Genomic DNA, 18,860 nt, shown 5'->3' on the forward strand with positions numbered 1-18,860 from the left:
ATTCGGTGGGCACGATGGGGCACATGGGCGAGATGGCCGCGACGATCGGGCGGACTGTCGTCGTCATTCCCGCCCACGACGAGCGCGACCGCATCGCGGCCTGCGTCGGTTCCGTCATTGACGCCGCCCGGGCGACGGGCCTGCCCACGGAGATCCGCGTCGTCCTCGACGCCTGCACGGACGGCACCGCCGAGATGATTCCGGCGGGGTCGGGGGAGGTGGGCGTCGTCAAGCGGGTCATCGACGCCCGCAATGTCGGGGTCGCCCGCGCGACCGGCGTGGACCCGCGCGACCTGCGCGCCGACGTGTGGCTCGCGCACACCGACGCGGACACGATCGTCGACGCGGGGTGGCTCGCGGCGCAGCTGGCGCACGTGGACGTCGGGGCGGACGCGGTGGTCGGCACCATCGGCGTCGCCGACTGGGAACAGCGGCCCGGCCCGGTGCGACCGCTGTTCGAGAAGCTCTATCAGGATGAGCCCGGGCACGGCCACGTGCACGGCGCCAACCTGGGGGTTCGCGGATCGGCGTACGGGCGCGTCGGCGGATTCCGGCCGCTGGCGGAGTCTGAGGACGTCGATCTGGTCGCCCGCCTCGTCGAATCCGGCGCACGCGTGGCGCGGGTGTCCGACTGCCGCGTGGTCACCTCGGCGCGGGTGTCGCGGCGCACCGGCGGCGGGATGTCGGGGTACCTCGACGCGCTGTCCGTCGACGGGGCGCCGACGGTTGCGCGGGAGTCGGCCCCAGCGTTGCGCGGGGTGATGGGCATGGACCGCGCGTCGGTGCGCGTCGCGGCGGAACGGCGCCTCAGCGTGACGGCGATGGCCGAACGTTACGACGGCGTGTACCGTCGCATCGTCGACGAGTTCCGCGACCGCCACGGCCGCTGGCCCATGGAGGGCTGGCTGCGGCGGTTCGAGGAGATGGGCCTCGTGCGCCGCGACGGCGGCGACTGGGTGCGCGCCGGCGGCTGAGCCCCGCGCTCCCTCAGGAACGGTCCGGGGCGGGGCCGAATTGCGTCAGCGCAGGCGCCACACGTCGATGCGGAAGTCCGCCTCGGTCCACGATCCGATGACGTCGAGCCGCGCCATCTCCGCGAGGCGCTCGTGCACGCCGTCGCCGTCGAGCTCCATGCCCTCGATCGCGTGGCGCCAGTGCACCGCGACGACGTCCGCGCCCGGTTCCGCCTGGTCAAGCAGCTTGTCGACGGCCCCCTCCAGCCGATCCGCCGGAAGGTAGTAGAGGACCTCGGACAGGACGATGAGGTCGATCGGGGTGCCGGGCAGCGGCTCGGCCTCGCCGAGGATCGCGTCGCGGACGACGACGTGATCCGGGGTGCGGGCGTCGGCGGTGCGGCGGGGCGCGTCGATGGGCTCCCACGCTTCGATGGCGTCGCAACGGCCCGCGAGATCCGCGGTGAGCACCCCGATGGAGCAGCCCGGCTCGAGCGCTCGGCGGTACTGACGGTGGGGCAGGGCGGCGAGAGTCAGGTCGTACTTGCGGCGCTCGTAGGCGCTCGTCTCGAAGCCCCATGGGTCGGGGCCGTCGGCGTAGATGCCCTCGAAGTAGTCGCGGTTCATGTAGTCGCGGGTTGTGTTGTCCCTGCTCATGGCGTGAACACCCACTCGTCGCCGAGGAAGAATCGCTCGACCACCGCCGGCGGCAGGATCACGGTGGCGTCCGGGGCGTCGGATTGCGACGCCAGCTGCGAGGCGTGGGCGGCCAACGCTCGCCGCTTGTGGGCGAAAGCATCGGCGGTCATGTCTTCTGTGCGTGAGCCGCCCGCCGCCGTGCTTTCGGATCGCGGCATCGACACCCGACGCAGCCGCTCCCACGGCACGTCCGGGTCGCCGGGCCGCGCCCAGTGCCACATCCATACGGGGAACTCGAGCAGCGTCGCGCCTTCCCGCGCCGCGATCCAGCGCTGCACGGATTCCGCGCAGACGTGGTGGTCGGGGTGCCCGTCGCCGGACCACGTCACCGCCACCGTCGCGGGCGCTAATTCGTCGAGCACGGGATGCAGCGCGGCATCGACGTCCGCCGCGTTCAGGCCGCCGTCGGGCAGATCGAGCATCCGCAGGCCGATTCCGAGTTCCCGTGCGCCGTCCTCGCATTCCGCTTGACGACGGCCCCTCATCACTTCCGGGGCGACCTCCCCCGGGTGCGACGCAGAACCGTCGGAGACGCAGACGACGACGTCGAGTGGGTCTGGTGAGCCGAGGGAATCGGCAACGCCGGAAGAGTCGGGCAGGTGAGGGGAATCGGGGTAGCGCGAAGTTGAGCGCGCGGCTGAACGGGCGGCCATCGTCGCCCCGAGGCCGAGGACCTCGTCATCCGGGTGCGGGGCTACGACGACCAGGCGGCCGACGTCTAGCGCGATCGTCCGGACAGCGTGCTCGGCGAGCGCCTCGCACCACTGGTCGGCTGTGGTCACGCCGGCATCGTCGGTGGCCGCCAACCGGTGCCCGTTGGGGACGGTCACCGGTTAATGCTTCCGCCGTCGCGGCCTTCGCCGTTGCCGGAGGCTCGATCGTCGGCACCATTCGCGGCCTCATCGGCGGCCAGGCGAAGCTCACCGAGCCATTGTTCGTCGCGTTCGGCGTGGCACTGGCGCGTGTACACGGCGACGTCGGCGAAGCGCTGCGCCACCTCCGCATCATGGGCCAGTGGACCGGCGCCGATGGCGCGGCCGACGTGCTCCATGACGTCGGCGCACAACCGGTCCGCCATCGTCCGCACCCGAAGTGCGCGGATTCGCGCGGCATCGGCGTCACCGGGGTCCGCGTCGATCTCTTCCGCAGCGCCGATGATCATCCACCGGGCTGCGGACAACGCCGCGTCCACCGCGCCCAGATGTGCCAGGGCATGAGGTTTGCCGTGGCGGGAGGCGGTGCGGGCCAGGACGTCGTAAAGCCCCGCGACGCCGCCCAACCAGCACGCCGCGACCCCGACGCCCCCGTGCCAGAAGCCGGGGCGGTCGAGGTAATCGCGCGGACCGCCGACCGTGACCGCCGGCACCTCGTCGAAGGACACCTCGCCGGTGGCGGTGGCCGCCATGCCGGCGTTGACCCACGCGTCGGCCGACCCGGTCACGCCGGGATGGCGCAGATCGACCGCGAACAGTCGGGGCGTGCCGTCGACACGGGCCGTGACCAGCGCATGCGTGCACCGGTCGACGCCCGAGCACCACGGCTTCACGCCCTCGAGGAGCCACCCGCCGGACTCGGAGTCGGCGGTGTCGGATTCAGCGGCATCTGCGCCGGCTCCATCCGAAACCGAGGGGTCGCGCCGGGCCTCCAGCACCGGGTGCGGGGGCTCGGCGGCCCACACGCCCCAGAACTCGCCGTCGGCGACGCGGCGGCCGTCGCCGATCTCGGCGAGGATCGCGTCGGCGTCATGGTCGGCCTCCGCCAACCGGCCCTCCGACACGTCCGCGCGGCAGCCCTCCCACAGGGCGAGGAACCGCGCGGCCGTGTCGCCGGAACCCGGCAACGGCAGGGTGGTGCGGGTCGAGCCGGGCAAGCGGATCGCGCTGGTCACGCGCGATCCCACACCCGGTGCTCTGGCATCAACTTCAGCAGCGCCTTCAACGCCTTGGCGCCGGAGTCGGCCAGGACGATGCCCGGGGCCTTCGAATCGACGTGACGCTCGACCAGCTTCCGGCCATCGCCGAACGCCGCGATGGCCTTCAGGTGGCGGAACGCCTCGCCGAGCAGCACCGCGATCTCCGGAGCGTCGAGATCGGCGGCCGCGATGACCGCGTCGAACTCGATGGAGCGGGTGTTGAAGGTGGTGCGCTGGACGGTGGCGCCGTCGCCCTTCTTCCCCAGGCGGCCGGCGTGGTCGGCGATGACCAGCGGCACCATGCCCGCCTCGTCGATGCCCTTGATGAGCTTGTCCAGGGCCTTCGCGTCGGTGGAGTCGTCGGCGATGATGCCCACCTGGCGCCCGTCCAGCGGGAACGCGCCGCGGATCTGCGACAACGCCGGAGAGGCGTCGGGCTCGGGCAGGTCCTTCACCGGCGCCGGCGCGGGCAGCCCCAGGCCGGCGGCCACGGACTCCGCCAACTCCTGGTCGATGTACGCCAGGACCTCGGCGACCACGCGGCGGCGGATGGTCTCGTCGAAGCACTTCGACAGTTCGAAGGTGTACGCGTCGACCATGTGGTCGCGCTCGACGGGCGTCAGCGACTTCCAGAACATCCGCGGCTGCGAGAAGTGGTCGTGGAAGCTCGCCGGCTTCTCGCGCGTCTTGATCGCCTCGGCGATCTCCTGCGGAACCTCGATGTACCCGCCGGCGGTCTCCGGATCGGCGAGGAACGGACAGCCGCCGTCGACCGAGTTCGGGTGGTACGCGCTCGCGCCGCCCGGCACCGCGTGCTGGCCGAAGCCGTCGCGCTGCATGTCGTTGACCGGGGCATGCGGCCGGTTGATGGGCAGCTGCGTGAAGTTCGGTCCGCCCAGGCGGTGCATCTGGGTGTCCTTGTAGGAGAACAGGCGGCCCTGCAGCAGCGGGTCGTTGGTCGTCTCGATGCCCGGGACCATGTTCGACGGGCAGAAACCGACCTGCTCGGTTTCGGCGAAGTAGTTCGTCGGGTTGGCGTTGAGCGTCATCGTGCCGATGATCTCCACCGGGGCGATCTCCTCGGGCACGAGCTTCGTCGGGTCGAGCAGATCGATGCCCTCGAAGGTCTCCTCGGCGTTGTCCGGGAACACCTGGACGCCCAGATCCCATTCGGGGAACGCGCCGGCTTCGATGGCGTCGGCGAGGTCACGGCGGTGCAGGTCGGGGTCGGCGCCGCCGGACAGCTGCGCCTCCTCCCACAGCTGGGAGTGGACGCCGAGCTTCGGCTTCCAGTGGAACTTCACCAGGGAAGTCTCGCCGGCGTCGTTGATCAGCCGGAACGTGTGGACGCCGAAGCCCTCCATCATGCGGTACGAGCGCGGGATGCCGCGGTCGGACATGTTGAACATGGTGTGGAAGGTCGCCTCGGTGTGCAGCGACACGAAATCCCAGAAGGTGTCGTGCGCGGACTGGGCCTGCGGAATCTCGCGGTCCATCTGCGGCTTCACGGAGTGGACGACGTCGGGGAACTTGATGCCGTCCTGAATGAAGAACACCGGGATGTTGTTGCCCACCAGGTCGTGGTTGCCTTCGTCGGTGTAGAACTTCACCGCGAAGCCGCGGGTGTCACGGGCGGTGTCGATCGAACCGCGGAAACCGGCGACCGTCGAAAAGCGGACGAACACCGGAGTTTCCACGCCCTCCTGCAGGAAGCCCGCACGGGTGATCTTCGCGGCTTTGCCGTTGGAGCGGAACACGCCGTGCGCGCCGGCGCCGCGGGCGTGGACGACGCGCTCCGGGATGCGTTCGCGGTCGAAGTGCTGCAGCTTCTCCTGGAAGTGGTGGTCTTGCAGCAGCACGGGGCCGCGGGGGCCGGCCTTGAGCGAGTGGTTCGTCTCGGCGCGGCGGACGCCCTGCGGAGTGGTCAGGTACTCGCCCTGCTGGGCGAAGTCTGTGCGGTCGGCGTGGACCGGGCAGCCGGTGGGCGTCGCGGGCTTCGGCGAGGTCTGGTCGTCCTTCGGCGGCAGTGGCGCGCGCGGGTCGGTGGGCTCTTCGTAGGCCACGGGCTCGGGGCCGGGGACGCCGGGGCGGACGTCGGCGGGGTCGTGCGCGACGTTCTTCGCCTTGGTCGCCTTCGCCTTGGCGGACTTGGCCTTGCTCTTGGTCTGCTTCTTGTCGCTGCTTGCGGACACGGCGATCACCGTCGCTTCCGAATTCGGGGCTGGTTGGGAGGCCGCCCCGTCAACCGTGGGTGAACGGGGGTTACGGCCTGTGGGCGCCAGCATAGCCCGCATCACGTGTTCGGGTGGGAAACCTCCATTGACGCCCGCGGGACCTTTGCTTTACGACGCCGACGCGATCCGTCGTCCGCCTCCTCACCACCAGTAGGCGGGGTACCGCAGGCGGCGGATGCGGTTGGCCACGAGACCCGCCGCGACGACCAGCGCGGCCGACGCGATGAGCACGGGCAGGAACCGCAGCGGGTGCTCCGGGGGCATCGTGACCAGCAACATCGCCGTCGCCGCCCCCGGGGAGTGGGCGCAGCGCAGGACGAGCATTGCGCCGAACGAGAGACCGGCCGCCAGGCCGCCGACCAGGATGGATCCGCCGAACCAGATGGCCAGCGCCAGTCCGATGAGCCCGCCGATGAAGTGGCCGAGGATGACGTTGCGCGGCTGCGCCAGCGGCAGGTCGGGGCCGCCGACGATGAGCGCGGCGGTGGCGGCCATCGGCGGGGTGAGCAGCGCCAGGTGCGTGGCGTCGGCGACGGCGCCGAGGATGAGCAGGGGAATGGTCACCGCGAGGGTGGCGGCGAGTATGTGCGGCAGCGGCGGCCGCGGTGGCGCCTGGCCGGACAGTGCCGCGAAGGCCCCGGCGATGCGATTGATCCGTGGCCGGGCCGCCGGTTTCCCCTCGCGCGACTCAGGCAAGGCTCAACGGGTCCGAGTGCAGCGGGTCCAGCGCCACGGCGCGGGCGGCATCGCGGGTGATGGTGCCGCGGGCGCGGGACACCCGAATGTCGCGTCGGACGGGGGAGACGTCCGCGATGGTGCGTGCGGCGACGCGCAGCCCCGCCGCATCATCGGTGAACGCCGCACCAGCCAGGATGACGTGCGCGGGATCGACGATGTCGGCGACGTTGGCCACCGCCAACCCCAGGATCCGCGCACGCTCGTCGAGGATCGCCCGGGCAGTCGAGTTCGTCTGCGCCGCGCCGATGAGGTCGGCCATGGACTCGGCGCGGACCCCGTGATCGCGGGCGGCGGCGAGCACGCCCGTGGCGCCGACGGCATCCTTCAGGGTTTCCCCGCCCAGCAGGTCGCTGTCCGGGGCCCGCAGGTGGCTGATCGACCCATCGCCGTGGACCGGACGGTGCACCGCCCCGTCGACGGTCCACGCCACGCCGATGAGTTCGCGGGCGTAGAAGTACAGCGACGTCGGCAAACGCTCGCCGTCGGCGCGCAACGGAGTCGCGGCCAGCTCGGACGCGGCCATCGCCGCCACGTCGGGGGCGGCCAGGGCGGGCAGGCCGAGGCCGTCGGAAAGCATGCCGACCAAATCCGTCCGCCCCCAGCCGTATGAGCGGGAGGTGACCGTGCCATCGGCGGCGACGTGGCCCGACAGTGCGGCGCCGACCGTGCGCAGCGGACGCGCGATGCCGGTGCGCAGGCGATGGATGCCCGCGATGATCGAGTCGATCGCCTCCTCTGCGGCGACGGCGTCGAGCGGCAGGTCCAGGTCGGTTTCACGCAACACGCGGCCGACGGTGTCGAAGATCGCGATGTGCGTCGTGCGCAGTCCCATGTGCGCGCCCACGTGCAGCCACCGCGACTTCGCCGGGGCCAGCGGGATGCGCGGGCGGCCGGCGCCGGTGCCCGTGATCAAGTCGGGGCGTTCCTCGATGAGGCCGACGTCGAGAAGCGCCGTCACCCCGCGTGCCACGGTCGGCTGCGACAGGCCCGTCGACGCCGCCAGCTCCGGACGGGTGATCGGCCACTGCAGGCGAATCTGATGGTGCAGGCGCGCGGCGGGGGAGGAGGGCAAGCGAAATGCGGCCGTCGGGGCGATGGCAGGGGTCGGGGAGGATGCGGTCGCCGTGGCTCCGGCCGTCGCGGTTGCCGGAGCGCCCACGCGGCCGCCGGGCGCGGGCGTGGCGTCGGCGGTGCGGGCTGCGAGGGGCGCGGAGAGGGCGGCTGACATGAACCTCATCATGGAATAGACCGAACGGTCTGTCAATTTTCCTGCCGTAATCGACGCGCGGAACTGCGCATTTGGAAGCGGGGGGCGAGGAGGTGTGGCGACGCGAACAGGGTGGTCTACTTTTTGTTGGGCCGGTTTGGCGTCGACTCCTCGGCAGCCGGTGATGGCCGTGTGTCATGCTGAGCCCATGGAGCCTTTTGACGTAGCGATTCGCGACGAGTCCATCCGCCTCGGCCAGTTCCTGAAGCTGGCCAACCTCGTCGAGACCGGCGGCCTGGCCAAGGAAGTCATCGCCGAAGGTCAGGTCCAGGTCAACGGGGACGTCGACATTCGCCGCGGTCGTCAGCTGCGGGCCGGAGACGTCGTGACCGTCGCAGGCGTCTCCGCCCGCGTCGCCCGCGCCGAAGACGTCGACGACGACTACTTCGACGAGGCCACCGCCGACGACGACTTCGACCCGGAAAAGTGGCGCAACGTCCAGTTCTAGTACGCGGGCGGTCGAATGCCGGTCGTGCGGCTTAGCTGACCCGCCACAATGCTTCTCGGTTCCAGCCCGGCGTGAAACCCATCTCGGTTTCGGGCGTGAATCCGCTTCCGGCGGGGAACTTCTTCATCAACGTCGTCAACTCACTGGCGAAACGCGAGTTCGGGTTGACGCGCCGGACGAGGTAGCCCGTGATTGCGACCAGAAAGTAGATCTTGTTCGGATCGGCGCCTTGCAGGTGGTGGAGCTCGGAGTCGACCATTGTGATGTTGATCTTCTTCGGCGGGTAGATGGTGCTGCGATTCCAGACGCGAGCATTGTGGGCGCAATGATTTCGGAGGGTGTTCAAAGCCTTGAACCAGCCCCGCAGGATCTGCTGGTTCTTGACGCCGTAATGGGTCGACAGTCGACGTGAGTCTTCGGGCTTCATCAGCTTGAAGAGGCTGACGAGGCTTCCCATCGTCATGAACTCGGTAGCGGCCCAAAGCGGGACCTCACCGCCATACTTGGCGTTGAAATGGGCCACGAAATCTTCCTTCTTCGCCTTTTGCTGCAATGAATCGTACTCATCGCGCCAGTACTCGTACTGGGTGCGGGATTCACCGGGGATCGTGGTCAAACGCCTGCACTCATCTTCGTTGAGATGCCGGATATCGAGATGGGCGAATGGGCTTCTCTTTCCCACGTGGTAGGCAACCTGAGTCCGGAGACTGACTTCGATTTCCTGGATCGTGGAAAGCAGCAGACGTCGCAGCTTGTGATCGAAATCGTGGAGGGCGACCGCGTCGGCGAAGCGCGACCCCGGGCGGAAGCGGTCCTGCCGACGAGGCCGGCCTGTGTTTGCGTCCGTCTGCGGGGCAATCTCGCGCATGGGGTACGTGTAGGCGGAGAGCCGGTAATACCCGATTCTCTTCAGTTGTCGGACCGCATCGCCACGGTCCTCTATGGCGAGGCCCCGGTCCGCGAGCAAGCCGACTTGCTCTTCATAGTTCAAGTGCTTCTTCGTGTACTGCACCGTGCCCCCGCCTGAAGATGAAAACCGACCCATCGCTGCAGGTGGCGCAAGCCGGTTGCAGTGAGCGGGGTCGGTGTTTATGGCTTGACCATACCTGAGAGCAAGGATCGTGCACAGGTGGACTCGCCGGGTGAGGGGGTCCGGGCGGGGAAGAGGAGATCGGATGTCCGTCAAAATTGGAGGCGGAGCACGCGAGTGACATCGATCGGCATTCGAAAAAAATTGGGGTGGGTCACGCGCCACGCGGGCCGTCGTCAAGCAAGCGCCGCCGGGCACCCGGAATCGCTCCGGTACCATGTCCCGACGTGCGCGAACCCCGCGCAGAAGTACGAGCATCACCCGTGGAGGACCTCATGCCCGCTTTCCCCGCCGAGTTCGGAATGCCCGTCCGCGTCGACCTGGTGTCCAGCGCGCCCCGCAAGTCGGAGCGTTTCTACCGTGAGCTCATGGGGTGGGAGTTCCTGGCCTCGGGCGAGGGCGAAGGCCGCCGCGTGGCCAAGCTGATGGGCATGCCCGTGTCGGTCCTCTTCGCCGCCGATGAGCGGGACGGTTCCGCCGCGTCATCGGCCACCGCCGACCAGTGGCGCGTGAACTTCCACGTCGATGACGTCGCCGGCGTCGTGGCGAAGGCCCGCGAGCTGGGTGCGGACGTGGCGCGCGAGCCGGTGGCGCTCGTCGACGGCGGTGCGATGGCGGTCATCGTCGACCCGGCCGGCGCGCTGGTGGGTCTGCTGGAGCAGCCCGGCGAGCAGGCGTTCGTCGCCGCCGGCGAGCCCGGCGCCCCCGTGTGGTTCGAGCTGGTCGCCGGCGACGTCGCCGACTTCGATGACGTCGTGGCCTTCTACCACGAGCTTTTCGGCTGGGACATTGCCGTGCGCGCCCGCACCGAGCAGGGCGTGTACGCCGTCGCGATGGAGGGCGGGGCACCTTTCGCCGGTCTCGTCGCCGGGCCGCAGGTCGCCGGCCCCGAGCAGGAGGGTTCCTTCATCGGGTGGTTGGCGTACCTGGGCGTGGAGAACATCGGCCGCGCCGTCATGCGCACCCAGGAGCTCGGCGGCGAGGTGATCGTGCCGGTGCAGGACACCGAGTTCGGGCCGCTGGCGACCATCGCCGACCCGTCGGGCGCGACGACGGTGCTGTGCGAGGTGCCGCTGCCGCCGGAGGACGACGCCCGCGAGTCGGATCCGCTGCAGAACATCGATCTCAGCCAGTTCCAGTAGGCCCGCACGCGTCCGGTCCGAATGCGCCGCCGCACCCGTAGCACCGGGTGGGGCGGCGCCTTCCGTTCATGTGGGGCTGTTTGGTTGCTTTACGACGTCAGCCGGGCGACCACGTCGCCCGCGAACCCGGAGGTGGTGTTCGTGCCGCCGAGGTCGGGCGTCGGGTTGGTTTTCAGCGTGGCAATGACCGCCGCCCGCAGGCGAGTCGCCCGGTGGCGAAGGTCGTTGGCCGCGTCGTCGCTGTGATTGCGGTCGTCGCTCCGGTGCGCGAGATGGTCGGCGCACATCGCGGCCGACAGCAGGAACGCCGCCGGGTTGGCGACGCCGCGGCCCGCGATGTCGGGCGCCGACCCGTGGACGGGTTCGAACACGGCGCGGTCGGCGCCGATGTTGCCCGACGACGGCAGCCCGAGCCCGCCCATCAGCCCGGCGCCCAGGTCGGAGAGCATGTCGCCGAGGAGGTTTTCGGCGGCGATGACGTCGAAACTGCGCGGCTGTGTGACCATTCGCATGGCCACCGCGTCGGCGTTGGCGATGTCGAAGTCCACGTCGGGGAATTCGGCGGCGACCTCTTCGACGGCGTCGCGGATGATCGCCCCGGATTCGCGCAGGATGTTTGGCTTGTCGGCCACGGTCACCAGCCGCAGCGACGGGTCGGCGGCCCGCCCGGTCAGTGTCGCCGCGGTGCGCAGCAGGCGCCGCCACGCGAAACCGGTGGTCACGCGCAATGCGACGGCGGTGTCCTCCGGGGTCGAGCGGGCCACCGTCGGGTCGTGCGCCACCGCCTCCCAGATCCCCGCCATCGCCGGATCCGCGGCAGAGGTGGAATCGCGTCCGGTGGCGCCGCGCATCGAGAAGTCGTGCGAGTAGAGCCCCTCGGTGTTTTCGCGGACGACGGTGAAACCGAAACGCGGCTCGGACGATGGGGCGGATGATGGGCCGGACACCGTCGAGGGTGACGCGGATGCGGCGGCGTGCGATGTCCGCGTCGGCTCGTCGTGAAGCACATCCTCCACCGGACGCACGTTGGCGAACAGGTCCAGCCGCTGGCGCAGCTGCAGCACCGGCGAACGGTAGGTCAGGCCGGTGCCGCGCAGGTCGGCGGCGAGTTCCGCCTCCGCCTCCCGAGCCGGCTTCGAGGTGATCGCGGCCATCAGCGCGGCATCCGAGGACTCCAACGCCCGCCACGTCTGCGGCGGGACCGGATCACCGCCGGTGCGCCAACACTCCCAGCCGATCGGGGCGTCGGTGAAGTCCCAGGTGGGAAACGCCGTTGCAAGAACCGGACGGCAGGCGTCGACGATCTCCGGGCCGATGCCGTCTCCGGGCAACAACACGATGCGGTGGCGGCCGGGACGAGTCGCGGCCGCGGGGGTTTCGGCGTCTGAATCGGCGGTGGTGCTCATGACGCCGAGCATAGGAGCGCCCCACGCGTCGAGGCGCCGACGCGGGAGTCCGGGGCATCGGCGCAACAACGCGGGCGCTGCGAGGCGGGGTTACGGCGCGAAGGTCACCGGCACGTCGACGATGTCCTCGAAACCCTCCGAGTGATCGCCGAAGACCTTCAGGGTGCAGGAATCCGTGCGGCAATCGACGCCCTCGCCGGCGGCCATGGCCGTCAACGTCACGGACGCCTCTCCGTTTTCCGGCACCGGCTGCGTTCCGCCGCGGTTGGACAGCCACGCCTGAGTGCCCGGCACCGTGCGGTCGCCGGTGCACGCCGGGGCCGGCGAACCCTCGGGGCGATCGCCGCAGATGCCCAGGTAGTAGCCGCCGTAGGCCGGGTTGAGGCCGGACAGCGTGACGGTGATCTCCGAACCGTCGGCGATGTCCTCGGCGGGGGAGACCTTCACGGTGACGCCGTTGGCGCTGACCTCGGCTTCGGTGGCGCCGGCGGTTTCGGTGGTTTCGGTGGCGGCCTCGGCCGTGTCGGTGGTCGAGGTGGTCGAGGTGGTCGTGCCGTCGGCGGGGGCGTCGGCCGCGTCGGTGTCCGCGTCGCCGCCGGAGCAGGCGGCGAGCAGCGCGACGGCCGCGATGGTCGGGGCGGCGAGCATGGTGCGGCGTGCACGGGCGGCGCGGGCGGTGGCGGCGGTGTGCTTCATGAAAGTGCTCCTCGATGCAGTGTCCGGTCCGCTGCGGGACCGGTCCGGGTCGTCGGTGTCGTTGTGCGCGGTCGCTTTGACCGCCAAGTGATGGCCGATGCTAACATCCATCGGCAAGGCAGGCCTAACTAAGCATAGGCTATGCGCAACCTAAGCGATTTGTCTCCGCCAACACCGAACAGGAGCCACATGCCGACGTCATTGACCAGGCGACCCGGCGCCATCGCCACCGTTCTTCTGTGCGTGGTGTTCATCGCCGGCCTCGCGGGATGCGCGGGTCCGAACGCGGGAGGGAACGCGGGCTCCGGCGCGGGGGAATCGGCCTCCGCGTCCGCCGACGCCGCTTCCCCGGCCCCCGCCGGCCATGTTTCGGCGCAGCTGCCGCCCGAGGCGCCGGAGGTTCTCCTCGACGACCCGCGCCCGACGCTGCCGGTCACCGTCGACTGGGACGGCACGCCGGTGGAGGTCACGTCCGCGGATCGGATCCTCACCCTCGACCGTGCGGGCGCGCTGTCGCGCATGGTGTGGGCGCTGGGACTGGGCGACCGTCTGGTCGGCCGCGACACCGCCACCGATTTCCCGGGTGCCGCGGACCTGCCGCAGGTCACTCCGGGCGGTCACACGATCAACGCGGAGTCGATCCTCAGACTGCGCCCGGACGTGATCCTCACCGATGGTTCGATAGGCCCGTCCCGGGTGCTGGACACGGTCGCCGCCGCGGGCATCGCCGTCGTCCGCATGCCCGACCAGCGCACGCCCGACACCATCGCGCAGTTGGCCGAGCAGGTCGCCACATCGGTGGGCCTGGGCGAGCACGGCGAAGAGGTCGGGGCGGCGATCGTCGGCAAGCTCGACGCCGCCACCCGCGCCGCCCGCGACCGCGCCGACGGCCGGCGCATGATGCTGCTCTACCTGCGCGGCACCACCGTCGCGATGATCGCGGGTCCGAACTCCGGCGCGTCGTCGCTCATCGAGCGACTCGGCGGCGTCGATGCGGCCGACGGCCTGGGCTTGGACGCCGCATTCACCCCGCTGACGCCGGAGGCGCTGGTCAAGGCCGCGCCGGACACGGTGATCGTCATGAGCGACGGCCTCGAATCCATCGGCGGCCCCGACGGCCTGAACTCGTTGCAGGGCATGGCGCAAACCCCCGCCGGCGCAAACGGCAGCGTCATCGACGTCCCCGACTCGCAGCTGCTGTCCTTCGGCCCCAACACCCCGCGCGTGATCGAGGCGATGGCCGACGCGCTCTACGGAAAGGCCGACTCATGACCACAGTGGTGCCCCACTCCGTCGGCGGCCGCGCCACCGGCTCCGGCGGCCGCGCCTCCGCTTCCGTCTCGGCCTCCAATGCCGCTTCACGGCGCCCCGCCGACCCCGCGGCAGACGCCGACCCCGTGGCGGCCGCCACCGAGCACGATCGCATCGACGCGGCCGCCCGGGCCAGGCGCCGCCGGGCCGTCATCGTCCACGTCGTCCTCGCGGTGGCGCTGGTGGCCACGGTCCTGTGGTCGGCGACGGTCGGCCAGTACGGCACCGGCGTGGCCGACTCGCTGAAGTCGATCGTCGGCGCCGGCGGGGAGGCCGGCGTGGTGATGTGGCAGGTTCGCCTGCCGCGCATCGCCTTGGCGCTGTTCGTCGGCGCGGGGCTGGCCATCGCCGGCGTGGCGCTGCAGGCGGTGTTCGGCAATCCGCTGGCCGAGCCGGGCCTGGTCGGCGTGTCCTCCGGCGCCGCCGTCGGGGCCGCCGCGGTGACCGTCGCCGGCGGTGCCGCGCTGCCCGCCGCCCTCGGCGCGACTGCGGCGAGCTGGGCCACCGCCGCCGGCGCCTTCGCCGGTGGCGCGCTGGCCACCGCCGTCGTCGCCGCCACCGCCCGCGGCGGCCGGGACGTCGCCCGCATCATCCTCGTCGGCGTCGCGGTCAACGCGGTGTGCGGCGGCCTTGTGTCGGCTCTGACGTTCATCGCCGAACCGGCCGCCCGCGACCGCATCGTCTTCTGGCAGATGGGCAGCTTCGCCGGCGGCGACTGGACGTCGACGGCCATCGTCGCCGCCGCCACCGTTCCCGCGGCCGCCGTGTTGTGGGCCCTGGCCCGACGCCTCGACCTGCTCGGTTTGGGGGAGGCCCAGGCCGGGCATCTGGGCGTCGACGTCGTCACGCTGCGTCGCGTCGTCATCACGTTGACGGCGCTGGTCGTGGCGGTGGGCGTGGCGTTTTCCGGCATCATCGTGTTCATCGGCCTCGTCGTCCCGCATGCGCTGCGGCTCATCCTCGGCCCCGGCCATGCGGCGCTGCTGCCGGCGTCGCTGCTCGGCGGCGCGTTGGTGGCCACGCTGGCCGATCTCGCCGCGCGCACCCTGGTCACCGGCGCCGATCTGCCGCTGGGCATGCTGACCTCCCTGGTCGGCGGCCCCCTGTTCTTCTGGCTGCTGTTGCGCGGCGGACGGGCGGTGCGGCGATGAAGACCCCGAGCCTGCGCGACATCCTGCCCGAGATTCCGTGCCCCGCCGACTCGCGGTCGAGGCTGTCGGCGCGGGGCGTGACGGTCCGCAAGGGTGGGCGCGTCTTGCTTGACGACGTCACCGTCCACGCACCCCGCGGCCGCGTGACGGCTCTCGTCGGGCCCAATGGCGCCGGCAAATCGACGCTGCTGGCGGCGCTGTCGGGCGACGAGGCACCCGATTCCGGGCGCATCGAACTCGATGGCGCGGATCTTCACGCCGTGCCGATCCGCGACCGCGCCCGCCTGCGCGCCGTGCTGCCCCAATCTCATCCGGCGACGGTGCCGTTCACGGCGGGAGAGGTCATCGAATTCGGCCGTTCCCCCTGGGGAGAGGCGGATCCGGAGCTGCGCCGCCGCGTCATCGACGACTGCGATGTGGCGCATCTGCTCGACCGGCCCGTCACAGTCCTGTCCGGCGGGGAACTCGCCCGCGTGCACTGCGCCCGCGTGCTGGTCCAGGACACTCCGGTTCTGCTTCTCGACGAACCCACCGCCGCCCTCGACCTGCGCCACGCGGAGGCGATGCTGAGGCTCATCGGCGCCCGCGCCCGCGAGGGAGTCGCCGTCGTCGTGGTCCTCCACGACCTGGCCGCCGCCGCAGCCCACGCCGACGACATCGTCGTCCTCGACGGCGGCCGCGTCGTCGCCGCGGGAGCCCCGGCCGACACGTTGACCGCCGACCTCATCGGAGAGGTCTACGGCCTCGACGTGGAAGTCCTCGCCGACTCCGGCGGCAACCCCGTCATCGTGCCCGCACGCGGACGGCACCCCACGCCGACCGCAACCGAACACCCGAACCACCGACACTGAACCACCGACACCGAAGGAGGGGCGACATGCTCCGGACGACCACCGAACGACTGACCATCCGACTCCGCGAAGCCACCGCCGCCGTCCACGACGACGCCGAAAACTCCGGATTCATGACCGCCCTCCTCGACGGCGAACTCACCCCCGGCGCCGCCGCCGACCTGGCCGGGCAGCTGTGGTTCATCTACGGCGCGCTCGAGGATTCCGTGCGCGCCGTCGCAGACACCCCGGAGGGCGCCGCGATCGCCGACGCACGTCTGGAACGCCATGACGCGCTTGAACGCGACCTGGCGTTCCTGGTCGGGCCGCGGTGGCGTTCGTCGATCGAGGCGCTGCCGTCGACCGCCGCCTACGTCAACCGCCTTACCGAACTCGGCCGCAACCGCGACGCATCGGCGCTGCTGGCGCACCATTACGTCCGCTACCTCGGCGACCTGTCCGGCGGGCAGATCATCGCCCGACGGCTCCGCGACCACTACGACATCGACGGCGACGGGGCGAGGTTCTACGACTTCTCCGCCGTGGGCAAGATCAAGCCCTACCGAGACGCCTACCGCGACCGGCTCGACGCCCTGGACCTCCGCGGCGACGTCCGCGACCGCATCGTCGTCGAAGCCGTGCTGGCGTTCCGCATGAACACCGCGCTGTTCCGCGAGCTCAACGCACGGCACCTGCCGGCCGGCGCAAACGCGGAGCGAGGAGGTTCGGCCGACGCGGATGCCCACGCGGTCGGCGATTCCCCGCACCGCCCCCACTCGGCGTAGTCGCCGGAGCGGGGCCGCCGAGCCGAGTGCGGCTACCAGATGGTCACGCGCTCGGCGGGATCGCGCCACATGCCGTCGCCCGGCTGAACATCGAAGGCGACGTGGAACTCGTCGATGTCGCCGACGATGACGTTGCAGCGGAACTCCGCCGGCGAGTGCGGGTCGATGGCGAGGTACTGGCGGCTCATCTCCGGGCGGATCGCCGTGCGCCACACCAGCGCCCACGACAGGAACAACCCCCGGTAGGCGGCCGGGTCCTTCTCCACGGAGGTCTCCCGCCCCTGGTCGGCGAGCCAGCGGCGGTACGCGACGACGGCGATGCCCAGGCCGCCGAGGTCGCCGATGTTTTCGCCGAGCGTGAACTTGCCGTTGACGCCGACCCCGGTTTCGCCGAGTTCGCGCAGGCCGGTGGGCACGAGGCCGTCGAACTGTTCGACCAGCTTGTCCGTCAACCCCTCGAACGCGGCGCGGTCGGCGTCGGTCCACCACTGGTTGAGGTTGCCGTGCCCGTCGTACTGCGACCCCTGGTCGTCGAAGCCGTGGCCGATCTCGTGGCCGATGACCGCGCCGATCGCCCCGAAGTTCGCGGCGGCGTCGGCGTCCGGGTCGAAAAACGGCGGCTGCAGGATCGCCGCGGGGAACGTGATGTCGTTGACCACCGGGTTGTAGAACGCATTGACCGTCTGGGGCGTGGCGAACCACTCGTCGCGGTCGGCCGGCTTGCCCAACTTGGCCACCTCATAGTCGTGGCCGAAGGCGGACGCGCGGCGGACGTCGTCAAGCAAGGAGCCGGTCAACTCGAGGCCCTCGTAGCTGCGCCACTTGTCGGGGTAGCCGATCTTGGCCTTGAACAGGCCGAGCTTCTCCAGGGCGCGCTCGCGGGTGGCCGACGTCATCCACTCGAGGTCGGTGATGCGCTCGCGGTACGCCTCGAGGAGGTAGTCGACGAGCTCGAGCATCCGTTCCTTGTGCTCCGGCGGGAAGTGCCGGGCGACGTACTCCTTGCCGACCTCCTGGCCCAGCGCCCCCTCGACGAGGCCGACGCCGCGCTTCCAGCGGGCGCGCAGCTCCTCCGCGCCGGACAGGGTCTTGCCGTAGAACTCGAAGTTCTGCTCGACGAACGCCGCGCCCAGGTACGGCGCTCGCGCCTTGAGCACCCGCCACAGGGCCCACAGGCGCAGGTCGTCCAGGTCGGCGTCGCGCCACACGCGGGCCAGGTGCTCGAGGTAGGTCGGCTGCATGACGACGATCCGGTCGATGTCCGCAGCCTCCTGGCCGCCCGCTTCGGCGCCGACGCCCATCTGCGCGAACCAACGTGCCCACGGGAACCCGGCCGGCAGGTCCGTCAGGGCGGTGAGGTTGTAGGTGCGCACGGCGTCACGGCTGGCGACGACGTCCCAATGGCCCTCGGCCAGCGTCATCTCGAAGTCGACGATGCGGCGGGCGGCGTCGGGCAGGTCGTGCAGAGGGAAGGAATCGAGGCCGTCGAAGCCCTCGAAGTCGCCGGCGCAGACCGTGGAATCCTCCAACAGCTGCAGCATCGACTCGACGTGCCCGCGGTAGGCGGCGAGCGTCTCGGCGTGGGCCTCCTCGCGGTAGTAGGCCTCGTCCGGCAGGCCGAGACCGGCCTGGACCAGGTAGAGCATCGCCTCGTCCGACGACGAGTCCTTCTCCACCCAAAACGCCGCCGGGCCGGTCACGCCGATGCGGTCGAGGGCGCCGAGCGCCTCGGCGAGATCGTCGCGATCATCGACGTCGATGGCGGCGATGTCGGGCGCCAGGGCATCGATGCCGGCCGCCTCGATCGCGGCTTCGTCCATGAAACCGCCGTAGAGAACGCCGATGCGCGAATCCGCCGGGGCGTCCTCGACGATCGCGCGGACCGCCTTCTCGGATTCCTCGCGCAGCTTGTGGAACGCGCCGTCGACGGCGCGGTCGGCGGGAATGACGTGCGAGTCGATCCACGCGCCGTTGACGTGGCGGTACAGGTCGTCGGCGGGGGAGGGCACCGGCTTGGCGGTGGCCCCGGAGTCGGTGGCGGAGGCGGCGGCGGAGGCGGCGGTCGTGGCGTCGGAGGAACTCGTGGTCACGTTCTCGTCTGTCATGCGGCCCAGTTTAGGGACGGCCCCGGATCCGGTGCTCGACGACGCCGTGGCCTTGAGGTTTCCGACGTGAATGGCGCTCGACTGCGGGGGCCC

Annotated in this window: 17 protein-coding genes; 7 read left to right on the forward strand and 10 right to left on the reverse strand. The window is 70.9% G+C overall.

The genetic code is table 11. From position 1 onward, the window contains the following. Positions 1-23 precede the first annotated feature (23 nt). The gene (locus tag CFREN_RS00315; RefSeq protein ID WP_209651472.1) at positions 24-974 is read left to right on the forward strand and encodes a glycosyltransferase family 2 protein; all 951 of its coding nucleotides are present in this window, start codon (positions 24-26) and stop codon (positions 972-974) included. Positions 975-1,019: 45 nt separating this feature from the next. On the opposite strand, the gene CFREN_RS00320 is transcribed toward CFREN_RS00315, so the two are convergent. From CFREN_RS00320 to CFREN_RS00345, 6 genes are all read right to left on the reverse strand, one after another. Next, positions 1,020-1,610: a nodulation S family protein gene (locus tag CFREN_RS00320; RefSeq protein WP_224370946.1), complete on the reverse strand. Its 591-nt coding sequence runs from the start codon at positions 1,608-1,610 to the stop codon at positions 1,020-1,022. Beyond that, entirely contained in the window at positions 1,607-2,482 is an 876-nt protein-coding gene (locus CFREN_RS00325; RefSeq protein WP_209651469.1) for a PIG-L deacetylase family protein, read from the reverse strand. Before CFREN_RS00325 ends, CFREN_RS00320 begins: the two co-directional genes overlap by 4 nt. Then, positions 2,479-3,540, reverse strand: a complete 1,062-nt coding sequence (locus tag CFREN_RS00330) for an acyl-CoA dehydrogenase family protein (RefSeq protein WP_209651467.1) — start codon at positions 3,538-3,540, stop codon at positions 2,479-2,481. The genes CFREN_RS00325 and CFREN_RS00330 overlap by 4 nt, the downstream gene beginning before the upstream one ends. After that, positions 3,537-5,756, reverse strand: a complete 2,220-nt coding sequence (locus CFREN_RS00335; RefSeq protein WP_396022128.1) for a catalase — start codon at positions 5,754-5,756, stop codon at positions 3,537-3,539. The genes CFREN_RS00330 and CFREN_RS00335 overlap by 4 nt, the downstream gene beginning before the upstream one ends. A 183-nt stretch (positions 5,757-5,939) precedes the next feature. After that, positions 5,940-6,494 carry an HPP family protein gene (locus CFREN_RS00340; protein WP_420889150.1) on the reverse strand — a complete coding sequence of 185 codons (555 nt, stop codon included), beginning with the start codon at positions 6,492-6,494 and terminating at the stop codon, positions 5,940-5,942. Continuing rightward, entirely contained in the window at positions 6,487-7,764 is a 1,278-nt protein-coding gene (locus CFREN_RS00345) for an ROK family protein (RefSeq protein WP_168161355.1), read from the reverse strand. The genes CFREN_RS00340 and CFREN_RS00345 overlap by 8 nt, the downstream gene beginning before the upstream one ends. Positions 7,765-7,951: 187 nt before the next feature. On the opposite strand from CFREN_RS00345, the gene CFREN_RS00350 reads away from it, so the two are divergent. After that, positions 7,952-8,251: an RNA-binding S4 domain-containing protein gene (locus CFREN_RS00350; RefSeq protein WP_070519697.1), complete on the forward strand. Its 300-nt coding sequence runs from the start codon at positions 7,952-7,954 to the stop codon at positions 8,249-8,251. Positions 8,252-8,282: 31 nt separating this feature from the next. On the opposite strand, the gene CFREN_RS00355 is transcribed toward CFREN_RS00350, so the two are convergent. Continuing rightward, a complete protein-coding gene (locus CFREN_RS00355; RefSeq protein ID WP_209651463.1) occupies positions 8,283-9,263 on the reverse strand; it encodes an Abi family protein in 981 nt (326 codons plus the stop codon). Between the two features lie 353 nt (positions 9,264-9,616). On the opposite strand from CFREN_RS00355, the gene CFREN_RS00360 reads away from it, so the two are divergent. Next, positions 9,617-10,483 (forward strand): VOC family protein, encoded by an 867-nt coding sequence (locus tag CFREN_RS00360; protein WP_070519749.1) that lies wholly within the window; start codon positions 9,617-9,619, stop codon positions 10,481-10,483. Positions 10,484-10,572: 89 nt separating this feature from the next. On the opposite strand, the gene CFREN_RS00365 is transcribed toward CFREN_RS00360, so the two are convergent. Together CFREN_RS00365 and CFREN_RS00370 are read right to left on the reverse strand one after the other, a co-directional pair. Beyond that, positions 10,573-11,889 (reverse strand): isocitrate/isopropylmalate family dehydrogenase, encoded by a 1,317-nt coding sequence (locus tag CFREN_RS00365; protein ID WP_209654450.1) that lies wholly within the window; start codon positions 11,887-11,889, stop codon positions 10,573-10,575. A 90-nt stretch (positions 11,890-11,979) separates the two neighbouring features. Further along, entirely contained in the window at positions 11,980-12,585 is a 606-nt protein-coding gene (locus CFREN_RS00370) for a neocarzinostatin apoprotein domain-containing protein (protein WP_209654447.1), read from the reverse strand. A 189-nt stretch (positions 12,586-12,774) separates the two neighbouring features. Here CFREN_RS00370 and CFREN_RS00375 point away from each other — a divergent pair, with 189 nt between their 5' ends. Genes CFREN_RS00375 through CFREN_RS00390 form a run of 4 tightly spaced genes read left to right on the forward strand, consistent with a single transcriptional unit; the run spans position 12,775 to position 16,662 of the window. Continuing rightward, entirely contained in the window at positions 12,775-13,857 is a 1,083-nt protein-coding gene (locus CFREN_RS00375; RefSeq protein ID WP_209654444.1) for a heme/hemin ABC transporter substrate-binding protein, read from the forward strand. Beyond that, the gene (locus tag CFREN_RS00380) at positions 13,854-15,047 is read left to right on the forward strand and encodes a FecCD family ABC transporter permease (RefSeq protein WP_209654442.1); all 1,194 of its coding nucleotides are present in this window, start codon (positions 13,854-13,856) and stop codon (positions 15,045-15,047) included. Before CFREN_RS00375 ends, CFREN_RS00380 begins: the two co-directional genes overlap by 4 nt. Further along, complete coding sequence (locus tag CFREN_RS00385) at positions 15,044-15,898, forward strand: heme ABC transporter ATP-binding protein (RefSeq protein WP_083291418.1); 855 nt, start codon at positions 15,044-15,046, stop codon at positions 15,896-15,898. Before CFREN_RS00380 ends, CFREN_RS00385 begins: the two co-directional genes overlap by 4 nt. 26 nt (positions 15,899-15,924) lie before the next feature. Beyond that, positions 15,925-16,662: a biliverdin-producing heme oxygenase gene (locus CFREN_RS00390; protein ID WP_209654440.1), complete on the forward strand. Its 738-nt coding sequence runs from the start codon at positions 15,925-15,927 to the stop codon at positions 16,660-16,662. A gap of 32 nt (positions 16,663-16,694) precedes the next feature. Here the strand turns inward: CFREN_RS00390 and CFREN_RS00395 are convergent, their stop codons facing one another. Beyond that, positions 16,695-18,767 (reverse strand): M13 family metallopeptidase, encoded by a 2,073-nt coding sequence (locus tag CFREN_RS00395; protein WP_209654438.1) that lies wholly within the window; start codon positions 18,765-18,767, stop codon positions 16,695-16,697. Between the last annotated feature and the right edge of the window lie 93 nt (positions 18,768-18,860).

This window comes from Corynebacterium freneyi, assembly GCF_030408835.1.
Classification (GTDB): domain Bacteria; phylum Actinomycetota; class Actinomycetes; order Mycobacteriales; family Mycobacteriaceae; genus Corynebacterium; species Corynebacterium freneyi.